Source organism: Mycobacterium sp. 852002-10029_SCH5224772 (assembly GCF_001667315.1).
Classification (GTDB): domain Bacteria; phylum Actinomycetota; class Actinomycetes; order Mycobacteriales; family Mycobacteriaceae; genus Mycobacterium.
Genome location: NZ_LZHT01000106.1, coordinates 139,006 through 165,165, shown reverse-complemented (window position 1 = coordinate 165,165; position 26,160 = coordinate 139,006). Strand labels below are relative to the sequence as shown.

The 26,160-nt window shown below is 67.6% G+C and carries 20 protein-coding genes and 1 pseudogene; 8 read left to right on the top strand and 13 right to left on the bottom strand.

The features are described 5' to 3' along the window. Positions 1-184: 184 nt before the first annotated feature. Complete coding sequence (locus A5775_RS19085; RefSeq protein ID WP_067255915.1) at positions 185-877, bottom strand: cutinase family protein; 693 nt, start codon at positions 875-877, stop codon at positions 185-187. Between the two features lie 124 nt (positions 878-1,001). On the opposite strand from A5775_RS19085, the gene A5775_RS19080 reads away from it, so the two are divergent. After that, positions 1,002-1,670: a class I SAM-dependent methyltransferase gene (locus A5775_RS19080; RefSeq protein ID WP_067255791.1), complete on the top strand. Its 669-nt coding sequence runs from the start codon at positions 1,002-1,004 to the stop codon at positions 1,668-1,670. A gap of 8 nt (positions 1,671-1,678) precedes the next feature. Here the strand turns inward: A5775_RS19080 and A5775_RS19075 are convergent, their stop codons facing one another. From A5775_RS19075 to A5775_RS19065, 3 genes are read right to left on the bottom strand one after another with little or no spacing between them, the layout of a single operon-like run. Then, positions 1,679-2,755, bottom strand: coding sequence for a prenyltransferase (locus A5775_RS19075; RefSeq protein WP_067255789.1), 1,077 nt, complete (start codon positions 2,753-2,755; stop codon positions 1,679-1,681). Continuing rightward, positions 2,742-3,500 carry a class I SAM-dependent methyltransferase gene (locus A5775_RS19070; protein WP_067255787.1) on the bottom strand — a complete coding sequence of 253 codons (759 nt, stop codon included), beginning with the start codon at positions 3,498-3,500 and terminating at the stop codon, positions 2,742-2,744. The genes A5775_RS19075 and A5775_RS19070 overlap by 14 nt, the downstream gene beginning before the upstream one ends. Next, entirely contained in the window at positions 3,494-4,744 is a 1,251-nt protein-coding gene (locus tag A5775_RS19065; protein WP_067255785.1) for a glycosyltransferase family 4 protein, read from the bottom strand. Before A5775_RS19065 ends, A5775_RS19070 begins: the two co-directional genes overlap by 7 nt. Before the next feature lie 290 nt (positions 4,745-5,034). On the opposite strand from A5775_RS19065, the gene A5775_RS19060 reads away from it, so the two are divergent. Continuing rightward, positions 5,035-5,838 carry a DUF1906 domain-containing protein gene (locus A5775_RS19060; RefSeq protein WP_067255783.1) on the top strand — a complete coding sequence of 268 codons (804 nt, stop codon included), beginning with the start codon at positions 5,035-5,037 and terminating at the stop codon, positions 5,836-5,838. Positions 5,839-5,958: 120 nt separating this feature from the next. Here A5775_RS19060 and katG read toward each other — a convergent pair whose 3' ends face one another. The 3 genes and pseudogenes from katG to A5775_RS19045 form a co-directional block, all read right to left on the bottom strand. After that, the gene (gene katG, locus A5775_RS19055) at positions 5,959-8,199 is read right to left on the bottom strand and encodes a catalase/peroxidase HPI (protein ID WP_067255781.1); all 2,241 of its coding nucleotides are present in this window, start codon (positions 8,197-8,199) and stop codon (positions 5,959-5,961) included. After that, positions 8,189-8,690, bottom strand: a pseudogene (locus A5775_RS19050) (Fur family transcriptional regulator). Before A5775_RS19050 ends, katG begins: the two are co-directional and overlap by 11 nt. A gap of 111 nt (positions 8,691-8,801) precedes the next feature. Next, positions 8,802-10,028: an Ig-like domain-containing protein gene (locus A5775_RS19045; RefSeq protein ID WP_067255913.1), complete on the bottom strand. Its 1,227-nt coding sequence runs from the start codon at positions 10,026-10,028 to the stop codon at positions 8,802-8,804. 158 nt (positions 10,029-10,186) lie between these two features. Here A5775_RS19045 and A5775_RS19040 point away from each other — a divergent pair, with 158 nt between their 5' ends. Together A5775_RS19040 and A5775_RS19035 are read left to right on the top strand one after the other, a co-directional pair. Next, entirely contained in the window at positions 10,187-10,939 is a 753-nt protein-coding gene (locus A5775_RS19040) for a hypothetical protein (protein ID WP_067255777.1), read from the top strand. Between the two features lie 62 nt (positions 10,940-11,001). Beyond that, positions 11,002-12,492, top strand: coding sequence for an FAD-dependent oxidoreductase (locus A5775_RS19035; RefSeq protein WP_067255775.1), 1,491 nt, complete (start codon positions 11,002-11,004; stop codon positions 12,490-12,492). Positions 12,493-12,514: 22 nt separating this feature from the next. Here the strand turns inward: A5775_RS19035 and A5775_RS19030 are convergent, their stop codons facing one another. Beyond that, a complete protein-coding gene (locus tag A5775_RS19030; protein WP_369827891.1) occupies positions 12,515-13,525 on the bottom strand; it encodes a class I SAM-dependent methyltransferase in 1,011 nt (336 codons plus the stop codon). Positions 13,526-14,070: 545 nt separating this feature from the next. Here A5775_RS19030 and A5775_RS19025 point away from each other — a divergent pair. Together A5775_RS19025 and A5775_RS19020 are read left to right on the top strand one after the other, a co-directional pair. Beyond that, positions 14,071-15,456, top strand: coding sequence for a PPE domain-containing protein (locus tag A5775_RS19025; RefSeq protein ID WP_067255768.1), 1,386 nt, complete (start codon positions 14,071-14,073; stop codon positions 15,454-15,456). Positions 15,457-15,553: 97 nt separating this feature from the next. Continuing rightward, positions 15,554-16,399, top strand: a complete 846-nt coding sequence (locus tag A5775_RS19020; protein WP_067255766.1) for an MOSC domain-containing protein — start codon at positions 15,554-15,556, stop codon at positions 16,397-16,399. A gap of 18 nt (positions 16,400-16,417) precedes the next feature. On the opposite strand, the gene A5775_RS19015 is transcribed toward A5775_RS19020, so the two are convergent. The 5 genes from A5775_RS19015 to A5775_RS18995 form a co-directional block, all read right to left on the bottom strand. Then, entirely contained in the window at positions 16,418-16,672 is a 255-nt protein-coding gene (locus tag A5775_RS19015) for a hypothetical protein (protein ID WP_067255763.1), read from the bottom strand. A 45-nt stretch (positions 16,673-16,717) separates the two neighbouring features. After that, positions 16,718-17,734 (bottom strand): zinc-dependent alcohol dehydrogenase family protein, encoded by a 1,017-nt coding sequence (locus A5775_RS19010; protein ID WP_067255911.1) that lies wholly within the window; start codon positions 17,732-17,734, stop codon positions 16,718-16,720. A 120-nt stretch (positions 17,735-17,854) separates the two neighbouring features. Then, positions 17,855-18,517 (bottom strand): cutinase family protein, encoded by a 663-nt coding sequence (locus A5775_RS19005; protein WP_197512731.1) that lies wholly within the window; start codon positions 18,515-18,517, stop codon positions 17,855-17,857. A 67-nt stretch (positions 18,518-18,584) separates the two neighbouring features. Further along, a complete protein-coding gene (locus A5775_RS19000) occupies positions 18,585-19,358 on the bottom strand; it encodes an enoyl-CoA hydratase/isomerase family protein (protein WP_067255757.1) in 774 nt (257 codons plus the stop codon). A 59-nt stretch (positions 19,359-19,417) separates the two neighbouring features. Further along, positions 19,418-20,440, bottom strand: a complete 1,023-nt coding sequence (locus A5775_RS18995; RefSeq protein ID WP_067255755.1) for a YihY/virulence factor BrkB family protein — start codon at positions 20,438-20,440, stop codon at positions 19,418-19,420. Positions 20,441-20,578: 138 nt separating this feature from the next. On the opposite strand from A5775_RS18995, the gene hrpA reads away from it, so the two are divergent. Both hrpA and A5775_RS18985 read left to right on the top strand, forming a co-directional pair. Next, complete coding sequence (gene hrpA, locus A5775_RS18990) at positions 20,579-24,499, top strand: ATP-dependent RNA helicase HrpA (RefSeq protein ID WP_067255908.1); 3,921 nt, start codon at positions 20,579-20,581, stop codon at positions 24,497-24,499. A 116-nt stretch (positions 24,500-24,615) separates the two neighbouring features. Continuing rightward, positions 24,616-26,154, top strand: a complete 1,539-nt coding sequence (locus A5775_RS18985; RefSeq protein WP_304441528.1) for an FAD-dependent monooxygenase — start codon at positions 24,616-24,618, stop codon at positions 26,152-26,154. Positions 26,155-26,160: the final 6 nt, after the last annotated feature.

Below are 26,160 nucleotides of genomic sequence, written 5' to 3'. Positions count from 1 at the left end.
CGTCTCCTCTCAGCTGGCGACACACCTCGGGCAGCACGGCGGTCTGCGTTGGATCGTGCTCAATCTTAGGTTCCGCCGCTGCGTCAATACAGCGCAGCAAGCGGGATGGCCGAGAGTCCGTGCAGCCTCGGATCAGGGCGCGGACCGGCAGATCCGAGCGGAAAGGCCTGCGTCGTCGCAGCGATCAGAGCTTGCCCGCGACGAAGTCGGCGGCCTGGTTGGCCATCCCTGCGTCGATGTAGGCGCCGGCGAGGTGCTGCGGCCAGTTCTGCTTCCAGGTGTTCGGGTCGGCCGGGTTGCAGATCGGGTCGGCGCCGTGGCACAACTCGATGGTGCGGTCGTTGTAGGTCGGGTTGAAGTTGGTGATCGGTCCCGCCCATTGGCTGCCGTTGCCGAACAATGCGACCGCCGCGATGTGCTGATCGACGCCGGGCGGCAGCGGGCTGTCGAAACCGAACGCGCCGATGGGCGCGGCGAGCACGACGTCGGTCACCGCCGCGCCAAGCGAGTAGCCGCCCAGCACCAGCCGGGTATCCGGGCAATTGTTGACCATGTCCTGGACGTGGTGGCTCATGTCGTTGGCGCCCTGAGCGACCTCGGTGTCGGCGGGGTATCGCACGGCATAGGCATCGACGGTCCTCGACACCTTGGACCGCAGTGCACTGATGAACGCATTGCCCAGCACGCCCGGTCCGGGTGATTCATTGCGGCCGCGGGCGAACACGACCTGCACGGGCGGACAGCTCGCTGCGGCCGCCGATGGCGGCGCGGCCGGCGTCCCGGGCGGCAGTACCGCGGCAGCCAACATCAGGGCCGTCGCGGTTGTGACCGCGGCGAGGCCGACAGCACCGAATTTACGGATAAGCAAGGCGCGCACGCCCATGATGGTAAAGCGATCTCGCTGTGCCCGCTGGGCAGCCGGCGAACGAACTCGTGTGATCGCTCAGCGCGAACATCGACCGCGGTGACGGCCGCGTCGATCCAGACGATAGGTTCAGCTGATGGATCACGTCGACGCGAATGCGCCCGAGCGCTTATTCGCACTGGCCGAGCAGGTGCAAGGTTTCATGCCGGCCGACGAAGGGCGCGCGCTGTACGACGCGGCGCTGCGGTATCTCGATGGCGGTACCGGCGTCGAGATCGGCACGTACTGTGGCAAATCCACCCTGTTGCTGGGTGCGGCGGCGCAACAGACCGCGAGCGTGCTGTACACGATCGACCACCACCACGGGTCCGAGGAGCATCAGGTCGGCTGGGAGTACCACGACGCCTCGCTGGTGGATGAGGTCACGGGCTTGTTCGACACCCTGCCCACGTTCCGCCGCACCCTCGATACCGCCCAGTTGGACGAACACGTCGTCACCATTGTCGGCAGGTCGCCGCTGGTGGCGCGGGCGTGGCGGGCGCCGCTGCAGTTCCTGTTCATCGACGGCGGGCACAGCGAGGACGCCGCCAACCGGGACTTCGACGGATGGGCCAAGTGGGTTGCCCCCGGTGGCGCGCTGGTCATCCACGACGTGTACCCCGACCCCAAGGACGGTGGGCGGCCGCCGTATCACATCTACTGCCGCGCAATCGATTCCGGCCAGTTCCGGGAGGTATCGGCCACCGGTTCGCTGCGGGTGCTCGAACGCGTTGGCGGCCAGCCGGGGGAGCAGGTTTCGCGGTAAGGCTCCGGTTAGCGGCCCGGCCCGGTCGCGACGCATTCGCAGTCGAAGTCGGTCTGCAGGCCCACCGGGAGCACGTCGCCCCGGAAGATCCCCGCGCCGGCGGTCGCGTTCGACAGGGCGTCCGCCGCCAGGATCATCGCGGCGCCGGTCCACGTGGTGCGTTCCTCGGGCCACCGCTTCCCGTCCGCGAAAACCAGGCCGGTCCAATAGGATCCGTCGTCCTCGCGAAGGTGCTGCATGGCGGCGAACTGGCGGTGAGCGTCGGACCGCTGGCCGAGGGCGTCCAGCGCCATCACCAGCTCGCAGGTTTCGGCGCCGGTCACCCAGGGGCGATCGCCGACGCACCGGATGCCCAGGCCGTCGACCACGAAGTCATCCCAGCGCTGCTTGATGCGCGCGGCCGCCGCCGGACCTCGCAAGGCACTGCCGAGGATGGGGTAGTACCAGTCCATCGAGTAGCGGTCTTTTTCGGTGAACGCCTCCGGGTGGTCGGTGAGGGCATGGCCCAGGCGGCCCAGCGCCAATTCCCACTCCGGCTGGGGGTCCCCGACGAAAGCCGCCAGCGCGAGCGCGCAGCGGATGCTGTGATACACGCTCGAGCACCCGGTCAGCAGCGCTTCCGGCAACAGACCTGCTTCGCTTCGGGCCCAACCGATCTCGCCATTGCCGACCTGCATGTCGATGACGAAATCGATCGCCTTGTGCACCACCGGCCACATCTGGGCCGCGAACGACTCGTCACCCGTGACCAGTATGTGGTGCCACACGCCCGCGGCGATGTAGGCGCAGAAGTTGCTGTCGCTGTTGGCGTCTTCGATCACGCCCGCCCGGAACTGGATGGGCCAGGAGCCGTCCGGCCGCTGGGTGCGGCGGCTCCAGTCGAAAGCCGCCCGCGCCGACTCGAGCAGCCCGGCGGTGGTGAGTGCCATCGCGCACTCCACGTGATCCCAGGGGTCGGTGTGTCCGCCTTCGAACCAGGGGATGGCTCCCGAGGTTTCCTGTGCGGCGACAATGGACAGCGCGGTCTGTCGGCATTGCTCGGGAGTGAGTACCCCCGCGACCGCGGGCAGGTTAGACCGATGCAACTGAATATCCTGCAGTCGCTTGGCTTTCCGCCTCCTGCTGCTTGACGAAGTACATCGCCACGCTCTTGCCCACCAGCGGGTTGAGCACCGACTCCGCGAGCTGGGTGATCTTGGGTCGCTGCATCAGATCCCAGACCAGAAGTTTGTGGTAGGCGGTCACCGCACGATGGTCGGTATTGGAAACGCCCACAGCGCATTTCAGCCACCAGAACGGGGAGTGCAGTGCATGCGCATGGTGGGCGTGAGTCAATTTCATTCGGCCATCGAGGATCTTGCCGCGCAATTCGCTGGCCCGGTAGACGCGCACATGGCCGCCCTCGTTGGCGTGATATTCGTCGGACAGCAACCAGCACACCCGTTCGGGCAGCCAGCGGGGCACGCTGACCGCCAGCGTGCCACCGACTTTGAGCACCCTGATCAGTTCGGCGATGGCGACGTCGTCTTGCGGTATGTGCTCCAGGATCTCCGAGGCGATGACGCAGTCGAAGGTCTGATCGGCGTAGGGCAATGTGAGCGCATCGCCGGCCACCACCTTCGCCGATGCTCCGGCCGGCGCCTCGCCGTTCTCGGCCATCGCGCGCAAAATGGTGTCAACCGACCGTAATTCGGCCTCATCGCGGTCAAAGGCCACAATGTCGGCACCACGCCGATACGCTTCGAACGCGTGCCGGCCGGCACCGCAACCCACATCGATGACCTTGCTCGACGGGCCGATCCCCAGCCGGTCGAAATCGACGGTCAGCATGGCGCCGCGCCTCGCGCGTTGCGGGCGATCGCCCGCTCGTAGACCCGGACGGTTTGGGCGGCCACAGCTTCCCAGCTGAACACGTCGACCGCGCGTGTACGCCCCGCCTTGCCGAGGTTGCGGCGCTTTTCCGGAGAATCCAGGAGCTCACCGAGCGCGCGGGTCAGGGCGTCGACGTCGCCGGGCGGCACCAGCTCGGCGCAAGCGCCGTCCGTCCCAAGGACTTCCGGCAGTGCGCCCACCCGGCTGGCGACGATCGGGGTGCCGCTGGCCATGGCTTCCACGGCCGGCAGCGAAAACCCCTCGTAGAGCGACGGGATGCAGGCCACCTCCGCGGACGCGAACAGCGCCGCGAGCTCGGCATCGGAAAGCCCACTGGTGATGTGCACGATGTCGGAGATGCCGAGTTCGGCGATGAGCTTGTGGGTCGGGCCGTTGGGTTCGACCTTGGCGACGAGCCGCAACTCGAGATCCCGTACGGCGCGCAGCCTGGCGACCGCTTGCAGCAGGTTACGGACGCCCTTCAGCGGGGTGTCGGCGCTGGCGATCGCGATGATTCGGCCCGGCTCCCGCGGGCCGGATCCCGGTTTGAACAGCTCGGTGTTCACCCCCAGCGGCACCACGTGCAGCTGGTCCGGCGCGACACCGAAGTCGCTGATGATGTCGGCGGCCGACGACGACGAGACCGTCAACAGGTCGGGGATGTGGCGGGCGACCTCCTGCTGCATGTCCAAGAACCCATACCAACGGCGCACCAACGGCTTTCGCCACCATCGCGCCGCGGCCAGATCCAGTACCCGATCGCGGGTGATCGGGTGGTGCACGGTGGCCACCACCGGCAGTCCCGCGCCGGCGATGCTGAGCAGCCCGGTGCCCAGGCTCTGGTTGTCGTGGACGACGTCGAAATCGGCTGTCCGCGCGGCCAATAACCGGGCGGCTCGCATGGTGAACGTCCGCGGTTCGGGAAAGCCCGCGGTCCACGTGGTGAGCAATTCCAAAAGGTCGATGGAGCCGCGGATTTCGCTCGGCCGCGGCACCCGGAACGGGTCGGGCTCCCGATAGAGATCCAGGCTCGGCACTTCGGTGAGCCGGACTCGGGGGTCGAGCAGGTCGGGATAGGGCTGCCCGGAAAACACCTCGACCCCGTGACCGAGTTCCACCAGACCGTGGCTGAGATGGCGCACATAGACGCCCTGTCCGCCGCAATGGGTCTTACTACGGTAGGACAGCAGGGCAATTCGCATACTCAACTCTTCTTTGCTGGAAAATGACCGCGGAAAGGCGCCGAATCCATCGCGGTCAACGGGCTCCCGAACTCCGTGACAGCAAACTGGACATGTGTCCAGACTATAGTTCGATCACCTAAGCGAGCGCAACGAGCCCGAAACCCGCCGCCCCGCGCGGAGACGGCCCCCGGGATGTGCGACACGCAAGGATCATGCCACTGGACGGCGGCCACCAGCTTTCCGACCGGTGGGTTCCGGGCGTTGACCGGCGAGAATGAGCGGCTTGAGGGCTTTGTTACCATCACGCGGTGCGGGATTCGGCTGCACCGGCGGGACAGGCGACGCGATCTGTATCCAGACGCGATGCCCTGAAATACGCGTTCGTCCCCGCGCTGCTGAGCCTGGGTGCGACGGCCGCGATTGCCGAGGGACCGACATCGGCGGCCACCGGTCTGACGCTGATCGATTTCGCCGAGAAGAGGATCGCGCCCGACGAGATCAAAGCCGCCGGATACGACGGGGTGATCAACTACGTGTCGGAGCCGAGGCCGGGCGCGAACTTCGAGGCGAAGCCCATCACCCGCCAATACGCGGACTCGCTGCGCGCGGCGGGCCTTCAGATCGTCAGCAACTTCCAATATGGCAAGCCTGGTTGGCCCGACCCATCCGACTGCACCCGCGGGCACGACGGCGGCGTGGCCGACGCCCAGACGGCCATGCGGCTGCACGCCGCGGCCGGGGGACCGGATTCGGCGCCGATCTTCTTCAGCATCGACGACGATATCGACGACAGCATCTGGAATAGCGTTGGCGTCGACTGGTTTCGGGGGATCAACTCGGTGCTGGGCGTCGGCCGTACCGGCATCTACGGGCATGCCAGGGCGTGCGGGTGGGCGATCCGGGACGGCGTCATCGGGAATTCCGGCACGCCGGGCCGCCGGTGGGCGTGGCAGACGCGATCGTGGTCGCACGGGGAGCGCGAACCCGCTGCGGTGCTCTACCAGGCGGTGGTCAACAGCCCGTCGAACCCGGGCCCGCTGCTCGGCGGGATCAACGTGGACGTCGACGACGTCCTCGCGCCCGACTACGGGCAATGGGATTTGGCTCGCTGATCTGACGCCGATCCAGTGCACAGGCACCACGCTCGATGCAGGCTCCGCCGACGGCACACGTGTGAAAGAACGACACCCCGCGGGCCGTCGGCTCACGGGGTGTCGTTCGCTATCCGGGATTTACTTGAGGTCGAACCGGTCGTTGTTCATGACCTTCACCCACGCCGCGACGAAGTCCTCCACGAACTTTCCGTGGGCGTCGTCCTGGGCGTAGATCTCGACCAGTCCGCGCAGCACCGAGTTGGAGCCGAAGACAAGGTCATTCGCGGTCGCGGTCCACTTCAGCGCGCCGGAGGCCCGGTCATGCCCTTCGTAGACGTTCTCCGCGGTCTCCGACGCCTTCCATTCGGTGCCCATGTCGAGCAGGTTGACGAAGAAGTCGTTGGTCAACGCGCCCGGCTTGTCGGTGAACACGCCGTGCTTGCTGCCGCCGTGGTTGGCGCCGAGGACACGCAGGCCCCCGACAAGCACGGTCAGCTCCGGACCGGTCACGCCGAGCAAGCGCGCCCGTTCCAGCAGCAACTGCTCGAGCGGCGCCTTCTCGCCGGGGCGCATGTAGTTGCGGAACCCGTCGGCCCGCGGTTCGAGCACCGCGAACGACTCCACGTCGGTGTTCTCCTGCGTGGCGTCAGTACGCCCGGGCGCGAAGTGCACCGAGATCTCGTAGCCGCCGTCCTTGGCCGCCTTCTCGACGGCCGCCGAACCCGCCAGCACGATCAGGTCGGCCAGCGAGATCTTCTTGCCGCCGGAGGCCGAGGCGTTGAAATCCCGCTGGATCTTTTCGAGAACCGGCAACACCTTGTCCAGCTCCGAGGGCTCGTTGGCCTCCCAATTGCGCTGCGGCTCGAGCCGTAGCCGTCCGCCGTTCGCTCCGCCGCGCTTGTCGGTGTTGCGATAGCTGGCCGCCGCCGACCAGGCCGTCTTGATCAATTGCTGAACCGACAGGCCCGAGCCGAGCACCTTGGTCTTCAGCTCCGCGACGTCCTGGTCGTCGACCAGCTCGTGGTCGACGGCGGGGACGGGGTCCTGCCAAAGCTGCGGTTCGGCGATCCACGGCCCCAGGTAGCGGGTGATCGGGCCCATGTCGCGGTGCAGCAGCTTGTACCACGCCTTGGCGAACGCGTCGGCGAGCTCCTCGGGGTGGTCCAGCCAACGGCGGGTGATGTCCGCATAGATCGGGCTCTCCCGCAACGCGATGTCGGTGACCAGCATGGTCGGGGCGCGGCCCGGACCATCGAATGGATCGGGGATGGTGCCGGCACCCGCCCCGTCCTTGGCGGTGAACTGCCACGCCCCGGCGGGGCTCTTGGTCAGCTCCCATTCGTAGCCGTACAGCGTTTCCAGGAAGCTGTTGTCCCACTTCGTCGGGGTGGGCGTCCACACGACCTCCAGGCCGCTGGTGATGGCGTCCTTGCCCGAACCGCTGCCGTAGGAGCTCTTCCAGCCGAGCCCCTGCTGCTCGATCGGGGCGGCCTCCGGCTCCGGGCCGACCAGGTCGGCGTCGCCGGCGCCGTGGGTCTTGCCGAAACTGTGACCACCGACGATGAGCGCGGCCGTCTCCTCGTCGTTCATCGCCATCCGGCCGAAGGTCTCGCGGATGTCGATCGCCGCGGCGATCGGGTCCGGCTTGCCCTCCGGGCCTTCCGGGTTGACGTAGATCAGACCCATGGTGGTCGCGCCGTAGGGCTCCGCGAGATCGCGCTTACCCGAGTAGCGCTTGTCGGTGCCCAACCACTCGTCCTCTTCACCGAAGAGGATCTCTTCGGGCTCCCACACGTCCTCGCGGCCGAAGGCGAAGCCGAAGGTCTTGAACCCCATCGATTCCAGGGCCACGTTGCCGGCCAAGACGATCAGGTCCGCCCAGGAGAGCTTGTTGCCGTACTTCTTTTTGATCGGCCACAGCAACCGGCGGGCCTTGTCCAGGCTCGCATTGTCCGGCCAACTGTTCAGTGGGGCGAACCGCTGCATGCCCTGTCCGCCGCCGCCACGGCCGTCGTGGATGCGGTAGGTGCCCGCGGCATGCCAGCTCATCCGGATGAACAGGCCGCCGTAGTGGCCGTAGTCCGCCGGCCACCAGTCCTGCGACGTGGTCATCAACGAGATCATGTCGGCCTTGAGCGCGTCGACGTCGAGTTTGGCGAATTCCGCGGCGTAGTCGAAGCCCTCGCCGAGCGGGTTGGATTGGGGCGAGTGCGGGTGCAGTGTCGAGACGTCGACCTGGTTGGGCCACCAGTCCTGGTTGGTCCGTGGCGCATTCGACTTCGGCTGCGGGGAAGGGATTGCTGGGTTTTCGCTTTCGCTGTTGCTAGCCGTCCCGCTGTCTGGTTGGGGTGGGCGGCTGCCGGATGTATCAGATGACACAGCATTCCTTTCGAGGGTGGATGAATCGGGCTGCGATCACGGGCTGTGATCTAGAAGCCTGCAGTCGAGCAATCGGCGCACAGGCCCCAGTAGATGACTTCGGCCTCGTCGAGAACGAAGCCATCAAGAACGTTGTCGTCGTCCGACGGCGTCAGGCAGGGTGCGTCGCCGACGGCGCAGTCGATGTCGCCGATGATCCCGCAGGACCGGCAGACGACGTGGTGGTGGTTGTCGCCGACCCGCGACTCGTAGCGGGCGACCATTCCCAACGGCTGGATGCGCCGGACCAGACCGACCGTGGTCAACGCGTTGAGGACGTCGTAGACGGCTTGGCGGGAGACATCGGGCAGGCCCATCCGGACCGCCGAGAAGATTGTCTCGGTGTCGGCGTGCGGATTGGCGTCCACGACTTCCAGCACGGCAAGCCTGGGGCGGGTCACCCGCAGATCGGCCATCCGCAACCTCTCCGCGTAATCGGCCGTCGATGACACCGCACCAATATGACGCACTTATCTGGAACGAGTCAAGAGTTTCTTGTGAAATGGGGCACAATTCTGGGTGACGAATGGGCTGGGTCACTTCGCGGCCGCGTGACGCGGCCTTCACGCGGGCTTGAGTGCGCTGCCTTTGCGCCACTGGTCCCAGCTGAGCGTCCAATCGCCGTTCTGGTCCAGCGCCAGCGGTGGCCCGCCGCTGTTGCGGACCTCGACGACGTCACCGGGCACCGAGAAGTCGTAGAACCATTTCGCGTTGTCGGCGTTGAGGTTCAAGCACCCGTGAGACGTGTCGCGATGGCCCTGCGCCCACACCGTGGCTTCGAGCTCATGCAGGTAGATGCCGTCAGAGCTGATCTTGGTCGCGTAGTTGATGGTTTCGCGATACCCGAGCCTGGAATTCTTGGGCAACCCGAACGTTGAGGAGTCCATGACAACCGGGTTGCCCTTGTCGAGCACCGTGTAGACCCCGGGCGGGGTCCACAGCGAGATCTTGCGCCCGCCGACGTCCTCGGTGCCGCCCATTCCCATGCTGGTGGGCATCGTGCGCACCAACGTTCCGTTGTCGAAGACGCTGATTTGCTTGGTGGCGTCGTCGGCGATGGAGACATGCGCGTCACCGATCCGGAACGAGACCCGGCTGTCGTCTTGCCCGAATAGCCCGTCACCCAACGCGATTCCGTAGATTTGCGCCTCGGCGGAGATCTCCGTACCCGGGGCGTAGTAATGCTCCGGCCGCCAGTGTGCGTTTTGGCCGTCGACCCAGAACCATGACCCCTCGACCTTCGGAGTGGTGGTCACGGCCAGGTGCCGCTCGGCGGCGGCCCGGTCGGCGATCTGCTCGTCGAAGTGCGCGACGATGACCGTTCCGACGCCGTAGGTGCCGCCGTCACGTAGTGCGGACTCCGCCGTGGTGGTGAACGACACCTTGGTCTGGTTGGACGGCTGCAACGTGGTGAATGTCGAGACTTGTTTGGCCGCAACGCCATTGGTTCCGCGGCTGGTGACCGTCAGCGTGTAGGTGCGCCCGTATCCCAACGGGACGGTGGGCTTCCAGACCAGGTTGTCCGGGGTCATGACGCCCTGGACCGAATTACCGGCCTCGTTGACCATGTCGACGCCGGCCAGGGTGCCCGCCTCGGCTTTGACCATCACCGGGGCGACGGGGTCGACGTCACGAGCATTGGGGCCGGGGGTGAACGTCACTTGCGCCGGCCCGGGCGCCGTCGCGGCGGTTCCGGCGTGGCGATCCGGCGATGCGAGCTGGATCGCGCCGACCACCCCGACGACAACGAACACGGCCAGCAGGAGCCGGCGAGACCAACTGATTGTCATGTTGTGCACCTGATAACCCGCGGCGCGCTCCCCGTAAACGTGACGTGCCCTGCGTCGAACGTGCATTCTGGGCAAAGAAATCGTCAAATCCTCGCCGTGAGTACACGCTCGGCGCAAAGGTTCAGACCGTCGCCCGGCCCGCGAGAGATCATGGCTTCATGGCTGACGAGGAACTCGACATTCTCTATTGCGTGCCGCCCAAGGAGTTCACCGCGGAACGCGCCAGGTTGGCCGCCGCGGCCAACAAGCGCGGTGACGAGGCCGCCGCCAAACGGATTTCGGCGGCCAACAAACCGACAACGGCGGCGTGGATCGTCAACCGACTGACCCTGCGGCGCAAGGACACCCGCAAGCGCCTGGCGGACCTCGGTGAGCGGTTGCGAGGCGCACATGCCGACATGGACGGAGCACGCATCCGCGACCTCTCGGCCGAGCAACACAAACTGATCGACGAACTCACCTCCGAGGCGCTGCAAGCCGCCGACGCGAAACAGGCGTCGGCGAGCGTGCGCGAAGGGCTGACCAGCACACTGCAAGCCGCCATCGCCGACCCGCAGGTGAGGGCACGGCTGGGCCGGTTGACCCGCCCGGAGCAATGGTCGGGTTTCGGCGCCTTCGGTGAGGCGGCGCCGGACTCGGCGCGCAAGAAAGCGCCGAGCGGGCGCAGCGAGAAGCTGCGCGCGGCCGTCGCCGCCGCCGAACAGGCCAAAGCCGAAGCCGATGACCTGTTGTCCGAGCGGGAAGGCCAACGCGATGAGGCGCGGCAGCGCCGCGACGAGGCAGCAACGGCGCTGCGGGCCGCCGAGCGGGAACTCGGCAGCGCCGAACACCACTACAACAGGGCCAAGGAAGCCAGCCGAGCCGCCACGGATTCACTTAAGGAGGCAAAAGCCCGGTTGAAGCCGGGGTGAACCCCGCGCGGCGTTTCCTCGTGCCGGGTTGGGGTATCAGCACAGCCGTGACTTCTTTGTGGATGACTGACCGAACCGAACGGCCTTGGGCTGCAAGCCCGCTTGACCAGGGCCCCGCATCCGCCGACGTGATCGTCGTGGGCGCCGGCATCACCGGCCTGATGACGGCGGTGCTGTTGGCCCGCGCCGGCAAGGACGTGCTGGTGCTCGAGGCGCGCACGGTGGGCGCCTGCGCGACCGGGAACACGACCGCCAAAATCAGCCTGCTGCAAGGAAGCCAGCTCTCGAAGGTGCTGCCGCGGCACGGCAAGGATGTGGCGCGCGCCTATGTCGATGGCAATCGCGAGGGCCAGGAATGGGTGCTGGGCCACTGCGAGACGCACGGGGTGGCGGTGCAGCGCGAGGACGCCTACACCTACGCCCAGTCGGTTCGCGGTGTCCCGTCGGCGCGCGCCGAACTCAAGGCATGTCAGGCGGCCGGCCTGCCGGCGCTGTGGGAAGACGATGCCGACGTGCCGTTCGAGTATCACGGCGGTGTGCGCTTGGCCGACCAGGCGCAGTTCGACCCGATGTCGTTCCTCGACTCGTTGGCCGTCGAACTGCTCAACCGCGGCGGGCGGCTGGTCGAGCACACCCGGGTGCGGCGGGTCTCCTCGCGCGGCAAGGGGGTACACGTGCATGTCAACGACGCCGCCCAGCGGGACATCGAACTTCAGGCCGGCCAACTGGTGCTTGCCACCGGCATCCCGATCCTGGATCGCGGCGGGTACTTCGCGCGGGTCAAACCCAGCCGGTCCTACTGCCTGGCCTTCAAGGTTCCCGGCAACATCACCCGGCCGATGATGATCTCCACCGACTCGCCGACACGTTCGGTGCGCTACGCGCCGGTCGCGGACGGGGAGAGGCTGATCGTGGGCGGGGCCGGCCACACCGTGGGTCGCGAAAAGAGCCCGTCGGCTGCGCTGGACGAGCTGTCGACCTGGACGCGCAAGCACTATCCGGGTGCTGTGCAGACCCATTTTTGGTCCGCACAGGACTACACACCCATCGACCATCTGCCGTATGTGGGCCCCATCCTGCCGAACAACGAAAACATTTTCGTCGCAACGGGTTTCAACAAATGGGGCATGACCAACGGCGCCGCGGCGGCGTTGGCCTTGTCGAGCCGGATACTGGGCGGGCGCATGGATTGGGCCCGCGCGTTCGCCAGCTGGAGTCCGCACGAGCTGACCGGGTTGGCGACGGCCCTGCAAGCCAACCTCGAGGTCGGCTTCAACTTGACCAAGGGCTGGATCACCCCGGTAGCGCGCATCGGCCGTCGCAGCCCCGTCGACGGGGAAGGTGGCGTGGTGAGCGGTCCGCCGTGGCATCTGGAAGCCCGCTGCCGCGTCGACGGCGTCGAGCACCGCGTCTCACCGGTGTGCCCGCACCTCGGGGGAATCGTGAACTGGAACGACGCCGACAAGGCGTGGGAATGTCCGCTGCATGGGTCGCGCTTCGCGCCCGACGGCACCTTGTTGGAAGGGCCGGCTACTCGCGACCTGACCGCATAGGCCCGCTCGGCGCCAGACGAGCTCAGGCCGTCTTCTGAAAGACGAGCCAGCGCAGCTCGATCGGGGAGTCGTCACGCTCGACGTCGAACACATCGATGCCGTTGGCCCACCCCTCGAACCAGGCCGTGGGCGGCCACGCGTCGGCGGGCAGCCGCGCCTTCTCGTATTCGTAGGCGGAGTCGTCGGCAACGGGCGAGAGAGGCAGACCGGCCGCCGCGCCGCTCACCTCTTCTCGGGTGAAGATCATGCTGTTGCACTGTTGACTGAGTTGCACCGCGGCGTCGTCGGGCACGTAGCCGTCGTGGGCCAGGAAGGTATTGAAGACCAAGCGCCCCCCGGGGGCCAGACACTGCGCGGCGAGTTCGAACATGCCGCGCAACTCGTGCGGAGTCCGGAAGTCGGGCACCACCTCCGAGAGCACCATCAGGTGGTACTCCGCGTGTGCACCCTCCAGCGCCGTGAACACATCGCTTTGGATGACGTTCACGGGCAGCGATTCGCTGTCGGCTTCGGCGCGCATGGCTTCGGCGAACTTCGGGGTCATCTCCACCGCATCGACCCGATGGCCGCGCCGGGCCAGGGCCAGGGCGTTGCGCCCGGTTCCCGCACCGACGTCGAGCACCCGATGGGTGGTGGGGTCGGGCGCCTCCGCCGCCAGATCCAGCACACGCGCGTCCGGCTCAGTACCGAACAGCGGCGGCGGGCGCACGCCAACCCACTGCTCGTAGTCGGCCTCGATCGTCCGCCAGTCGGCGTGCACTCGGAAGTTCACACCGCCCGACCCGAACGGGGCGTGGTAGGAGATGACCACATCCGACCGGGGGGAGGCCTTGAAGGACTTCGCCAACTCGACTTCCAGCGCGGCCCGCAGCTGTGCGGACTGTTCGGGGGTGTACCAGACGCCCAGCGTGGCGCAGATGTTGCCGCACAACTGGACGTACTCGTCGATCAGATCCGGCACGGCCGGCACCCTGATGTGGCCCTCGGCCGACGATCGGCGATACACCCGCCTGATGAGCGCCTCGCGCAGCATCGACGGATCGAACGATCCACTCGGCGGTTCGTCCACCAGAACCTTTTACATGACCGACCGGCTTTGCACCACCGCCCGGCCCGGCTTGCGCCGACCCGCCCGGCTGCGCCGTGCGGGCGGCGTCCTCGAGGAGGTCGGCGGCGAAGACAACGCTCCGGGGTGGATTGGTCGTGCGGGGGCGGCCTCGCGGGCTCGGCCGAGGTAGCGCGGATCAAGCTCGCGGTGCGGGTTCTCGCGACCCAGTGAGTCCAGGAATAGGGGCCGAGAACGCGCCGAACCCTTGTGAGTTTCCTGTGTCATGTGCCGGTAACCTATCGTTAACCCATCGCAACAATTTCGCTGTATTCGTTAACGTTGGGCCATACCTGCAAACGTGTGAGACCGGTCCCTCAGCAGTCGGGACGGTCTCATTAGGTCGCCTTCCTTCGTGGTACCGGCACTGCCCGAAGGATTGCGATTTGTTTGCTGTTCGGCTGGCTACCCCCATACGACGCGCACCGGAGCCGTCACTGCCCTCGCGGCCATGAGAGCGATCGGAGGAGAACGTGGACTTCGCAGTACTACCGCCGGAGATTAACTCCGCGCGGATGTACGCCGGTCCGGGCTCGGGACCGATGCTGGCCGCCGCCATGGCATGGGACGAATTGGCCGCCGCGCTGCAGTCGACGGCGGACTCGTACCAGGCGGAGATCACCGCCCTGACCTCCGGTCCGTGGGTCGGCCCGTCGGCGGCGGCCATGACCGCGGCGATCGCCCCCTATCTCGAGTGGATGCGGACCACCGGAGCCCAGGCCGAAGAAGCCGCCACCAAGGCCCGTGCGGCGGCCTTCGCCTACGAGACGGCCTTCGCGGAGACGGTGCCGCCCCCGGTGATCACGGCCAACCGCACCCTGCTGGCATCCCTCGTCGCGACCAACTTCCTCGGGCAGAACACGCCGGCGATCGCCACGACCGAGACCGACTATGCCGAGATGTGGGCACGTGACACCGCGGCGATGTTCGGCTACGCGGGTTCCACGGCCTCGGCGACCACGCTGACACCGTTCGCCCAGCCGGAACAGACCACCAGCTCCGATGCCGGTCAGTCCCAAGCCGTGGCCCAAGCCACCGGCACCGCCGCCGGGAGCACGCGCAATGCCGTTACGCAGCAATCACTCTCGGCGGTGCCCAACATGCTGACCAGGGCTTCGATGGCACCGAATGCGTTGGGCGCCCCCGACCCGTCCGCGCTGAACGCGCTGGACCTGGAGGCCGACCTCATCACGATTTTCCTGGACGCGCCGGGCAGCCTGGTCGGGATGGGCGTCGACGCACCCACGGCGACGATTGCCCTTCCCTTCGACATCGCCGGTGCGCTGACCGGTTTCCACACCGATGACATCGTCAGCGGTTGGGCCGGGGTGCAGTCCTGGCCGGGAAAGGGCGCGGTGCCGCCGTCGCCGTTCCCGGTCATCACGAACCCGGCGGGTGGATTCGGATCGTTGGCGTCAGCCGGGCTGGGTGAGGCCAACGCCGTTGGCAGCCTGTCGGTGCCGCCCGGGTGGACGACCGCCGCTCCGGCGATACGCCCGACCGCCTTGGCATTGCCGGCCACCAGCGTCGGCGCCGCCGCGGAGGCCGCGGCCGCGGCCGCGCCCAGTGGCGCCGGGAGCCTGTTCGGCGAGATGGCGGTGGCGAGCATGGCCGGGCGCGCGATGGCCGGCACCGGCGGCGCCCTGGGTAGAGAGCGCAGCAGGGCCGAGACGGCCAAGACGACGCGCGACCCGAAGAAGGAGAAGACGGACGAGTCGTCAACCGCCCCTCAGGTTTTGCCGGGTGGACCGATCACGAGCATCGCCGCCGAGCTGCGCGAGCTGGCATCGCTGCGCGACGCCGGAATATTGACCCAGCAGGAATTCGAAGAGCAGAAAAGGCGCCTGCTTCCCGGCTGACCCTCAGGCAGTCTCGTTACCGCGACGCCCGTCCGATCAGTGGTGACACGCTGCGGTTTCGGGCACAGTGGTCAGTGACGCTCGAATGAAGGTGCCTATGGACGAGTCGACGGCCGGCAACGGCCCCGGTGCCGTGCGGATGCGGGTGAAGGCGTTGCTCCGTTACCCGGTGAAGTCGATGCTCGGCGAAACATTGGATGCCCTGTCGGTCGACGAGGGCGGCGCCGAGGGCGACCGGCGGCTGGCACTCGTGGACGGCGAAACCGGACATGTGGCCAGCGCGAAGAATCCACGGCTTTGGCGTGATCTGTTGACGTGCACGGCCCACGCGGACGCCGACGGCGTGAGCATCAGGTTGCCTGATGGGACGAAGGTGGCCTTCGATGACCCCGGTGTCGACGAGCTGATCTCCCGGCTCACCGGACGACAGGTCCAACTCGTGGCGCAGCGCCCCGACGGGGCAACGCTGGTTCGGCCCGATCCGGAGAAGTTGCTCGAACTCGGTCTCGATGCCGAGGTCGACGGCCGCATTCTGCGGATCGCGCAGGCCACCCCGGGCGACTCGTTCACCGACGAAGCTCCACTGCATGCGATCACGACGGCAACCCTCGAGCACATCGGTGTGGAGGCGCTGCGCTACCGGCCGAATCTGGTGATCGCGACGCCGCCGGGCTTCCCGCCGTACGCCGAAAACGACTGGGTGGGAAGCGAGATCACCGTCGGGGAGGCGCGGTTGCGCGTGCTGACGGCCACGTCGCGGTGTGTGGTTCCCACCCTGGAGCACGGCCCGCTGCCGCGGGCTCCTCAAGCGCTACGCATACCCGCGGTCGAAAACCGTCTGAAGACAGGCGGTCACGCAGCTCAGCCGTGCGCGGGGGCCTACCTCGCGGTGGTGACCAAAGGCGTTATCCGCGTGGGGGATCCGGTCAGTATCGCGACCTAGTCGAGGTCGCCGGCGTCCTCAATTGTCCGAGTGCGGGGTGGGGCTTTGCGCCGACTCCCACTTCGCCTCGAGAGACCTCTGCACCGCGGTGCCGGCGGCCAGGTCGAGTTGGAAGGTCTCCCCGCCGTCGCTTTCCAGCGTGACGAGATATCCCGCGTCGGTGGGGTCTTTGAACACGACTTTGTAGGGCCGTGCACCGGAGCCGCGGTCAACGGCGATGATGTCGCCAGGGGTGACGTCGTCGATGAGGTCGTTACCGGACGCTTTGGACATACCGTCGACCGTAGCCGATGTACGACCGCGGCCGCCGAGGCCCGGTCAGGGCCGCAGGAAGGCCTTGATGGCGCGCCGCTCATCCATGGCCCGGTAGGCCTCGGCGACGTGTTCGAGGGGCAGGTGCAGGTCGAACACCTTGCCCGGTTTGATCCGTCCGTCGAGCACCGACTCGATCAGTGCGGGCAGGAAGTGCCGAACCGGGGCGGGACCACCGCGGAGCCCGACCTGGGTTCTGAAGAGTTGCTCGCCGGTGATGCTGACATCGTGGGGGACACCCACGAACCCGACGAAGGCGCCGGGGCGGGCGGATTGGATGGCTTGTTGCATGGATTGCCCGGTGCCCACGCACTCCAGCACGGCGGCGGCGCCGACGCCGTCGGTGATGTCCTTGATGACGGCGACGCCGTCGTCGCCGCGTTCGGTGACGATGTCGGTGGCGCCGAACTCGCGCGCCAGCTTTTGCCGGGGCTCGTGGCGGCTCATCGCGATGATCCGTTCGGCGCCCTTTTCGCGAGCGGCCAGCACCGCGCACAGTCCCACCGCACCGTCACCCACGACGGCCACCGTCATGCCGGGAGCGACATTGGCCGCTTCGGCGGCGAACCACCCGGTGCCCATCACGTCCGACAGGGTCAGTAGGTCCGGAATCGATTCCTGGTCGGGTTGGTCGGGCAGTGCGACCAGGCTGCCGTCTGCCATCGGGATGCGCACCAACTCCGCTTGGCAGCCGCTCATCAGCACCCCGTTCACGCACGAGGTCTGAATTCCGTTGCGGCAGTTGGGACAGATGCCGTCGGATGCGAAAAAGGATCCGATGACGAACTGGCCGGGCTTGACCGAGGTGACCTCGCTGCCAACGGCTTCGACGACACCGCAGTATTCGTGACCGAACGGCTTGGGCTTGGGAACGGGATTGATGCCGCGGTAATCCCACAGGTCCGAACCGCATACGCACGTGGCGGTGGTGCGGATGATCGCGTCGGTGGGGGCGACGATCTCGGGATCCGGAATGTCCTCGAATCGGACATCGCCGGCGCCGTAAATGACCGCTCCTCGCATGATGCCGTCCCTCTCCAGGTGGTGGCAGACCACCTACCCCAAATCGATGGGTTTGAACCGCGCCCGACGTGCGCGCGGGATCAACAGATCAGGGATGGCCGGCGGCGGGCCGGTCAGGGTTCAGGCGCGTGGCGCAGCTTGGTTGATCTTGTCGGCCGCGAACGTCGCGGCCTGGGCGGTCATCCCGGCGTCAATGTAGGAGACGTGCGCCATGATGTTGCCGCCGCCCGAGCAGATCGGGTCGTCGGGGGCGCAGAGGCTGATGGTCTTGGCGCCGTAGGCCGCGTTGATCGTCGGGAGCGGTTGGCCGCCCCACAGCATGGTGGAGAAGCCGCTGGATGGCTCGCCGAACAGGGCGACGGCGGAGACATGGTCGGCCGCCGAGGCGGGCAACGAGTTGGTGGCCAGATCGATCACCGTCGAGCCCTGCGAGTACCCACCGAGCACGATCCGCGAGTTCGGGCAGCTGGCTACGGTGTCCTGGATGTGGGCGGCCGCGTCATTGGCGCCGGCGTTCGCGCTGTTGTGGTAGTCGTCGTTGGCCGGATAGTTGACGGCATAGACGTCGACGGATCGTCCGCCGAGCTGCGACGTGAGTGAGTCGACGAAAGCCTGGCCGATGTTGCCGAGGCCGGGCTCCTGGTGGGTGCCGCGTGCGAAGACCACCGAGACGTCCGAGCATGGATCGGCGGCGGCGGTAGGAGCACCGATGGGTGCACTGAGCAGTGCCCACGCCGTCACGACCGAGATACCAACGAAGCGAGCAAGTCTGCGTGCATTCATCCCCGAATCCTGACACATGCTCGGCCACGACGGTGGCGGTGGCCGGTTCTGCGTCGTGCGTGACACGTCAGCGGCCACGCCACTGCGGCTTACGCTTCTCGCCCCACGCCCGGATACCCTCGGCCACGTCTTCGGTCGCGCCCGCCACCTTGCGCATGGTCTCGCCGAAGCGCACCGACTCGATCCAGCCCATGTCCGCGGTCCGCCAGGCCACCTCCTTTGTCGCCCGCTGAGCCAACGGAGCGGCCTCGGTGAGCGTACGGGCCCAGGCCTGCGCTTCGGCCTGCAGTTGGTCGGGCTCGACGAGCTTCCAGACCAGGCCGACCTCTTTGGCCCGCTCGGCGCTCATCGGCTTGCCCGTCAACAGCAATTCCATGGCGTTGGCCCAGCCCACCCGCTGCGGCAGCCGGATCGCCCCGACGATGGTGGGCACCCCGATAGAGACTTCGGGGAAACAGAATGTGGCCTCGGTGCTGGCGATGACGAAGTCACAGAACAACACCCCGGTCACGCCGTATCCGATGCAGGGGCCGTGCACGGCGGCGATGGTCGGCTTGAACAGTTCCATCCCTGACTCGAAAGAGTTGATCGTCGGTTTCTCCCAGAAGGTGCCGCCGAAGGTACCGACCGAGCCTTCGCCGTCCTTGAGATCGCCGCCGGCGCAGAACACACTGCCATTGGCGGTCAGGATCCCGACCCAGGCGTCCAGGTCGTCGCGGAAACGATCCCAGGCCGCGTTGAGGTCCTGGCGAAGCGCGCCGTTGATGGCGTTGCGCGCCTCGGGGCGATTCAGAGTGATGGTGGCAACGTGATCGTGCAGCTCATAGGTGACCAGACTCATGGGTGCAGACTATTGCGCCGCACACAACGGTTTGGCCATAAGCCGGAGGTAAACCGTCCTCATGGTGTGCGGGAGGGGCGTGAGTCGTCGAGACCTTCAAGACGCCCAACGGCTTTCGTGGGCAACCGCCTGACGTCATCGAAGCGCACGCTGACACGTTCGAAGGCCTTGACGCGTTCGGCCTTGACCTTCTTGGTGTAGGTCTTGCGGTCGGCCGGCGTGAGGTCCGCGTCGTCGCTGAACGCGCTGAGCAATGCGCGCGGGTACAGCTTTTCCACCAAGACCACGTTGACCTCGGCGCACATCACCAGGGCCACCGACGCGAGGAACAGAAAGGCCAACACCCCCAACACCAGTGCGAACACGCTGTTGGTGGCGCTGGCCCGCTTCACGGTGTGCGCGACATAGCCGGCGCCGAACCACTGCAGCATTTGCCAAATGAAGGCCGCGGCAACCGCCCCGGGCAACACCTGCCGATACGTCAGCGCTCGCGCCGTCGTCACGCGAAAAGCCACCAGGCAGATCAACGCATTGATCGCCATAGCGGCAAGCGCGAGGCCGATCGTGCCAAAAATGCCGAGACCCCCGGTAGCGTGACCGGCCGCCGCCAATACGGTGGCCGCGAGGGCCGCCGAGCCGAGCACCAACAGCAACAGCAAGCTGCGCAGACGAGACCGAATCGGGTTGGGGCGCTTGTGCTTCGGCACCGCCCACACCGAATCCATCGCGTTCTGCAATGCCTGCCCCACACCGAGGCCGCCGTAGAGGGCTCCCAGCAGGCCCACGATCACGCCCACCGTCCCTCCGCTGAGTCCCTCCGGGTGATGCAGTTGGTCGCCGAGCACCGGGAACTGGCTCAGCGTGCTGCGCAGCACCTGCGCCTGCAGATCGGGCCGGCCGGCCAGCACCACTCCCAGTCCCGTGGTCAACAGCAACAGCAGCGGAAACAGCGACACCAGTGCGTAGTAGGTAATCAGGGCAGCGAGGTAACCGCCTTGATCGTCGTTGTATTTGTAGACGACGGCGACGATCACGCCGACGGTTCGATTCCGTCGCTGCAGCTCGTCTAGCCAACCGACCATCGCCGATCACGTCCCCCGCACAAGCGCACATCCCATTCGATGCGTTCGCCGGGTCATACCCGGATTCGGCTGTCGTCAATCGTGCTGGTCGCCTCGGTGCGTGAGGCGCTGCCCGCGGGGGTGCCTATTCTGTGCGGGGTGGCCGAACCGTCTGCAGCGCAGTTGCGCAACCAGCTCGACGGCCTGACCTTGCGCGACGCCGCCCGCATCGGCAGACGCCTGAAGAACCTCCGCGCCGCCACGCCCGAAAAGCTGCGACGGCTCGCCGACGAGGTCGCGGCGGCGCAGCCGATCGTCGCGGCCCGGCGGGCCGCCGTCCCGGCGATCACCTATCCGGACCTGCCGGTCAGCGAACGGCGGCAGGAAATCGCCGACGCGATCCGCGCGAATCAGGTGGTGGTGATCGCCGGGGAGACCGGGTCGGGCAAAACCACCCAGCTGCCCAAAATCTGTCTGGAGGCGGGCCGTGGCATCCGCGGCACCATCGGGCACACCCAACCCCGCCGGCTGGCCGCGCGCACTGTCGCGCAGCGCATCGCCGACGAGCTGGGCGGCCCGCTCGGCGAGACCGTGGGCTATACGGTGCGGTTCACCGACCGGGTCAGCGACCGCACCCTGATCAAGCTGATGACCGACGGCATCCTGCTCGCCGAGATCCAGCGCGACCGACGCCTGTTGCGCTACGACACCCTGATCCTCGACGAGGCCCATGAGCGCAGTCTGAACATCGATTTCCTGCTCGGCTATCTGCGCGAGTTGCTGCCGCGCCGGCCCGACCTGAAGGTGATCATCACGTCGGCGACCATCGAGCCGCAGCGCTTCGCCGCGCACTTCGAGAGCGCGCCGATCATCGAGGTGTCCGGGCGGACCTATCCGGTCGAGGTCCGCTACCGACCGCTGGAAGTCGCCGTGCAGCCGAGGTCCCAACAGGATTCCGGCGATCCCGACGACCCGGACCACGAAATCGTGCGCACCGAGACCCGCGACGAGATCGAGGCGATCATCGACGCCGTCGCCGAACTCGAGGCCGAGCCGCCCGGGGACGTCCTCGTCTTCCTCTCGGGTGAGCGCGAGATCCGCGACACCGCAGAAGCTTTGACCGGTCTCGAACACACCGAGGTGCTTCCGCTGTATGCCCGGCTACCCACCGCCGAGCAACAAAAGGTGTTCGCGCCGCACACCGGGCGCCGGGTCGTGCTGGCGACCAACGTCGCCGAGACGTCGTTGACCGTGCCGGGGATCCGTTACGTCATCGACCCGGGCAACGCCCGGATTTCACGCTACAGCCGCCGTTTGAAGGTGCAGCGTTTGCCGATCGAGCCCATCTCACAGGCCTCGGCCGCGCAGCGGGCCGGCCGATGCGGCCGCGTCGCGCCCGGCGTGTGCATCCGGCTGTACTCCGAGGAGGACTTCACGGCCCGGCCGCGCTACACCGAGCCCGAGATCCTGCGGACCAGCCTCGCTGCCGTGCTGCTGCAGATGGCGGCGCTGCGGCTCGGCGACATCGATGAGTTCCCCTTTCTCGATCCGCCGGACCGGCGCAGCATCCGTGACGGCGTGCAGCTGCTGCAGGAGCTCGGCGCGTTCGACGCGCAGGGCGCGATCACCGAACTCGGCCGCCGCCTGGCCCGGCTGCCCGTCGACCCGAGGCTGGGCCGGATGATCCTGCAGTCCGAGACCGAAGGGTGCGTGCGGGAGACGCTGGTGCTGGCCGCGGCGCTCACCATCCCGGACCCGCGGGAACGGCCGCGCGACCGCGAGGAGGCCGCCCGCGAAAAGCATGCCCGTTTCACCGACGAGCACTCCGACTTCATGTCGTACCTCAACCTGTGGCGCTATCTCCGCGAGCAGCGGAAGTCCTTATCCGGCAGCGCGTTTCGACGGATATGCCGCTCTGAATTCCTGCACTATCTGCGCATCCGCGAGTGGCAGGACCTGGTCGGGCAGCTGCGCAGCATCTCCCGCGACCTGGGCATCGCTGAACACACCGAATCCGACGAGCCGGCCGATCCGGCCCGCGTACACGCTGCGCTGCTCGCCGGGTTGCTGTCGCATGTGGGCATGCGACGCGAGGACACGCGCGAGTACCTGGGCGCGCGTAACGCGAACTTCGTGTTGGCGCCCGGCTCGGCGCTCGCCAAACGGCCGCCGCGCTGGGTCGTCGTGGCGGAGCTGGTCGAGACCAGCCGGCTGTACGGGCGGACGGGCGCGCGGATCCAGCCGGAGGCCGTCGAACGGGTGGCCGGCGACCTGGTGCAGCGCACCTACAGCGAGCCGCATTGGGACGCCCTGCGCGGCGAGGTGATGGCCTACGAGCGGGTGACGCTGTATGGCCTGCCGCTGGTGGCGCGCCGCCGCGTCGGGTACGCCCGCATCGAGCCGGTGGTGGCCCGGGAACTGTTCATCCGGCACGCGCTGGTCGAAGGGGAGTGGCAGACCCGTCATCACTTCTTCCGCGACAACGCCCGGCTGCGGGCCGAACTCGAAGAGCTCGAGGAACGTGCCCGCCGCCGCGATCTGTTGGTCGGCGACGACGACGTCTACCTGCTCTACGACGCCCGCATCCCCGCCGACGTGGTCTCGGCGCGGCATTTCGATGCGTGGTGGAAACGGCAGCGCCACAAGACCCCCGACCTGCTGACCTTCAATCGGGCGGACCTGCTGCGCGCCATCGAGACTTCTGCCGACGCCGATCGGCCCACCACCTGGCGGACGGGCGATGCCGCGCTGCCCCTGACCTACCGGTTCGAGCCGGGTGCCGCCGACGACGGGGTTACGGTGCACGTACCGATCGATGTGCTCGCGCGTCTGGGGGGTGACGAGTTCGCGTGGCAGGTGCCGGCGCTGCGCGAGGAGCTGGTCACCGCGCTCATCCGCGCACTGCCGAAAGACCTGCGCCGCAACTTCGTTCCCGTCCCCGACGCGGCCCGCGCGGTGTTGGCCGCGATCGACCCGGCCGGCGAGCCGTTGCTGCCGGCGTTGCAGCGCGAACTGCGCCGTCGCACCGGCGTTTTGGTGCCCGTCGACGCGTTCGATCTGGCCAAGTTGCCGGCGCACCTGCGGGTGACGTTCGCGGTGGAGTCCGCCGACGGTGACGAGGTTGCCCGCGGCAAGGATCTGCGGGTACTGCAGGAACGACTCACGACGCCGGCCCGCCAAGCGGTCGCCCACGCGGTCGCGGGCGAGCTGGAACGCGCGGGATTGCGCGGCTGGCCCGACGACCTCGACCAACTGCCGCGCGTCATCGAACGCGCGGTCGAGGGACGAACCGTGCGGGGCTTTCCCGCCTTCGTCGACACCGGCGGCGCCGTCGACCTACGCGTGTTCGCAACCTCGGACGAACAAAACCGCGCGATGGGACGTGGGATCCGGCGACTGGTGCGCCTCGGTGTCGCGTCGCCGGTGAAAGCTATTGGGCGTCAACTTGATCCACGCACCCGCCTGACACTGGGCGCCAACCCGGACGGTGACCTGTCCGCGCTGCTGGAGGACTGCGCCGACGCCGCGGCCGACGCGCTGATACCAGCGCCGGTGTGGACACGAGGCGAGTTCGTGGCGCTGCAGGAGCGGCTGGGAAAAGCCTTGGCGCCCACCACCATCGACATCGTGGGCCGGGTCGAAAATGTGCTGGCCGCCGCCCAGGAGGTGCAGCTGCTGTTGCCTGCCACGCCGTCGCCGGCGCAGGCCGACGCGATCGCCGATGTGCGCGCCCAGCTGGACCGGCTCATGCCACCCGGCTTCGTCACCGCCACTGGGCGCGCGCACCTCGCCGATCTCACCCGCTACCTGCTCGCGATCCGTCGCCGCCTGGACGGGCTGGCGCACGGCGCTCAGGCCGACCGGGAGCGGATGGATCGCGTGCACGCCGTGCAGGACGCCTACGACGAACTGCTCGGGGGGCTGCCACCCGCGGTGAAGACGGTCGCCGACGTCCACGATATCGCCCGGCAGATCGAGGAACTCAGGGTGAGCCTGTGGGCCCAACAGCTCGGCACGCCACGCCCGGTCAGCGAGCAGCGGATCTACCGCGCCATCGAGGCCGTGCGCGCCCGTTCCTGAATGTTTTTCCCCGCCACTTTCAACCTATAGCGCAGAGGGGGGCTTGCCGCAAGGCCAGGGTGGTGACGCAAAATCGCTGTCCGAAACCGAAATTCGGAGAGCTCGGGGGTGGCGGAGTGGATGTTTCGCGGTGGTCAGAGGAGTCGTGCGGTGAGGTCGAGCACGAGGTGCTCATCGCGGGCGGCGGCCCGACGGGGCTAATGCTGGCCGGCGAATTGGGTTTGGCGGGAGTCGACGTCGCCATCATCGAGCGGCGCGCCAACCAGGACCTGATCGGTTCGCGCGCCGGCGGTCTGCACGCCCGCACCATCGAAGTTCTCGATCAGCGCGGCATCGCCGACCGGTTCTTGTCCCAGGGGCAGGTGGCGCAGGTCGCGGGGTTCGCCCAGATTCGGCTGGACATCAGCGACTTTCCCACCCGCCACCCGTACGGACTGGCGCTGTGGCAGAACCAGATCGAACGCATTCTGGGCGAGTGGATCCGCGAGCTCGGCGTGCGAATCTATCGCGGCCGAGAGGTGGTCGCGCTCACCCAAGACGGCAGTGGCGTCGACGTCCGTCTGTCCGATGGCCGGGTGATGCGTGCGGGGTATCTCGTCGGGTGCGACGGCGGACGCAGCACGGTGCGCAAAGCGGCCGGCATCGAATTTCCGGGGTGGGACGCCACGACAAGCTATCTGCTCGCCGAGGCAGACATGGACTACGAAGATGACCAACCGCCGCCATGGGGTATCCGCCGGGACGCGCTTGGCGTCCACGCCTTGTCCGCCACCGAGGGCGGGCCGGCGCGGATCATGGTCACCGAACAGCGCCTTCGGACCGCAGGAAAACCCACGTTGCGGGATTTGAGCCGCGCGCTCGTCTCGGTCTACGGGACGGATTACGGAATCCACAGTCCCCGTTGGGTTTCCCGGTTCACCGATGCCGCTCGGCAGGCCGCGTCCTATCGCGACAGGCGGGTGCTGGTGGCGGGTGACGCCGCGCATGTCCATCATCCGGTGGGCGGGCAGGGGCTCAACACCGGTGTCCAGCATGCGGTGAATCTGGGGTGGAAGCTGGCCCAAGTGGTCGACAAGACGTCGCCCGACAGCCTCCTCGACACCTACCACACCGAACGGCACCCGATTGCCCAGCGGGTGCTGCGCAACTCGATCGCCCAGCTGGCTCTTCTCCGCTCCGACGACGGCAGCGAGGCCGCGCGCGACATCATGTGCGAGCTGCTGGGCATGGATGAGCCCCGGAAACGGTTCGCCGCGACGATGTCCGGCTTGGGCATCCGGTACGACCTCGGGGACGGGCACCCGCTGCTGGGGCGCCGGATGCCCGATCTGGACCTGATCACCGTTGACGGCTCGGTGCGGGTGTTCACCCTGCTGCGCGGCGGCCGGCCCGTGCTGCTCAATTTCGGCGAGGCTGGGGGCATCGACATCGCCTCCTGGGCGGAACGGGTGCGGGTCGTCGACGCGAAACACGACGCGAAACACGATGGAGATTGGGAACTTCCGGTACTGGGTGCGGTGAGCGCGCCGGACGCGGTGTTGGTTCGGCCGGACGGGTATGTCGCTTGGGCCGGCGGGGGAGCAGACCCGGCGCTGCGCAACGCCCTGAGCACCTGGTTCGGGCCGCCGGCTGGTGGAAAAAGAGCCGAAAAGTAGGTGACT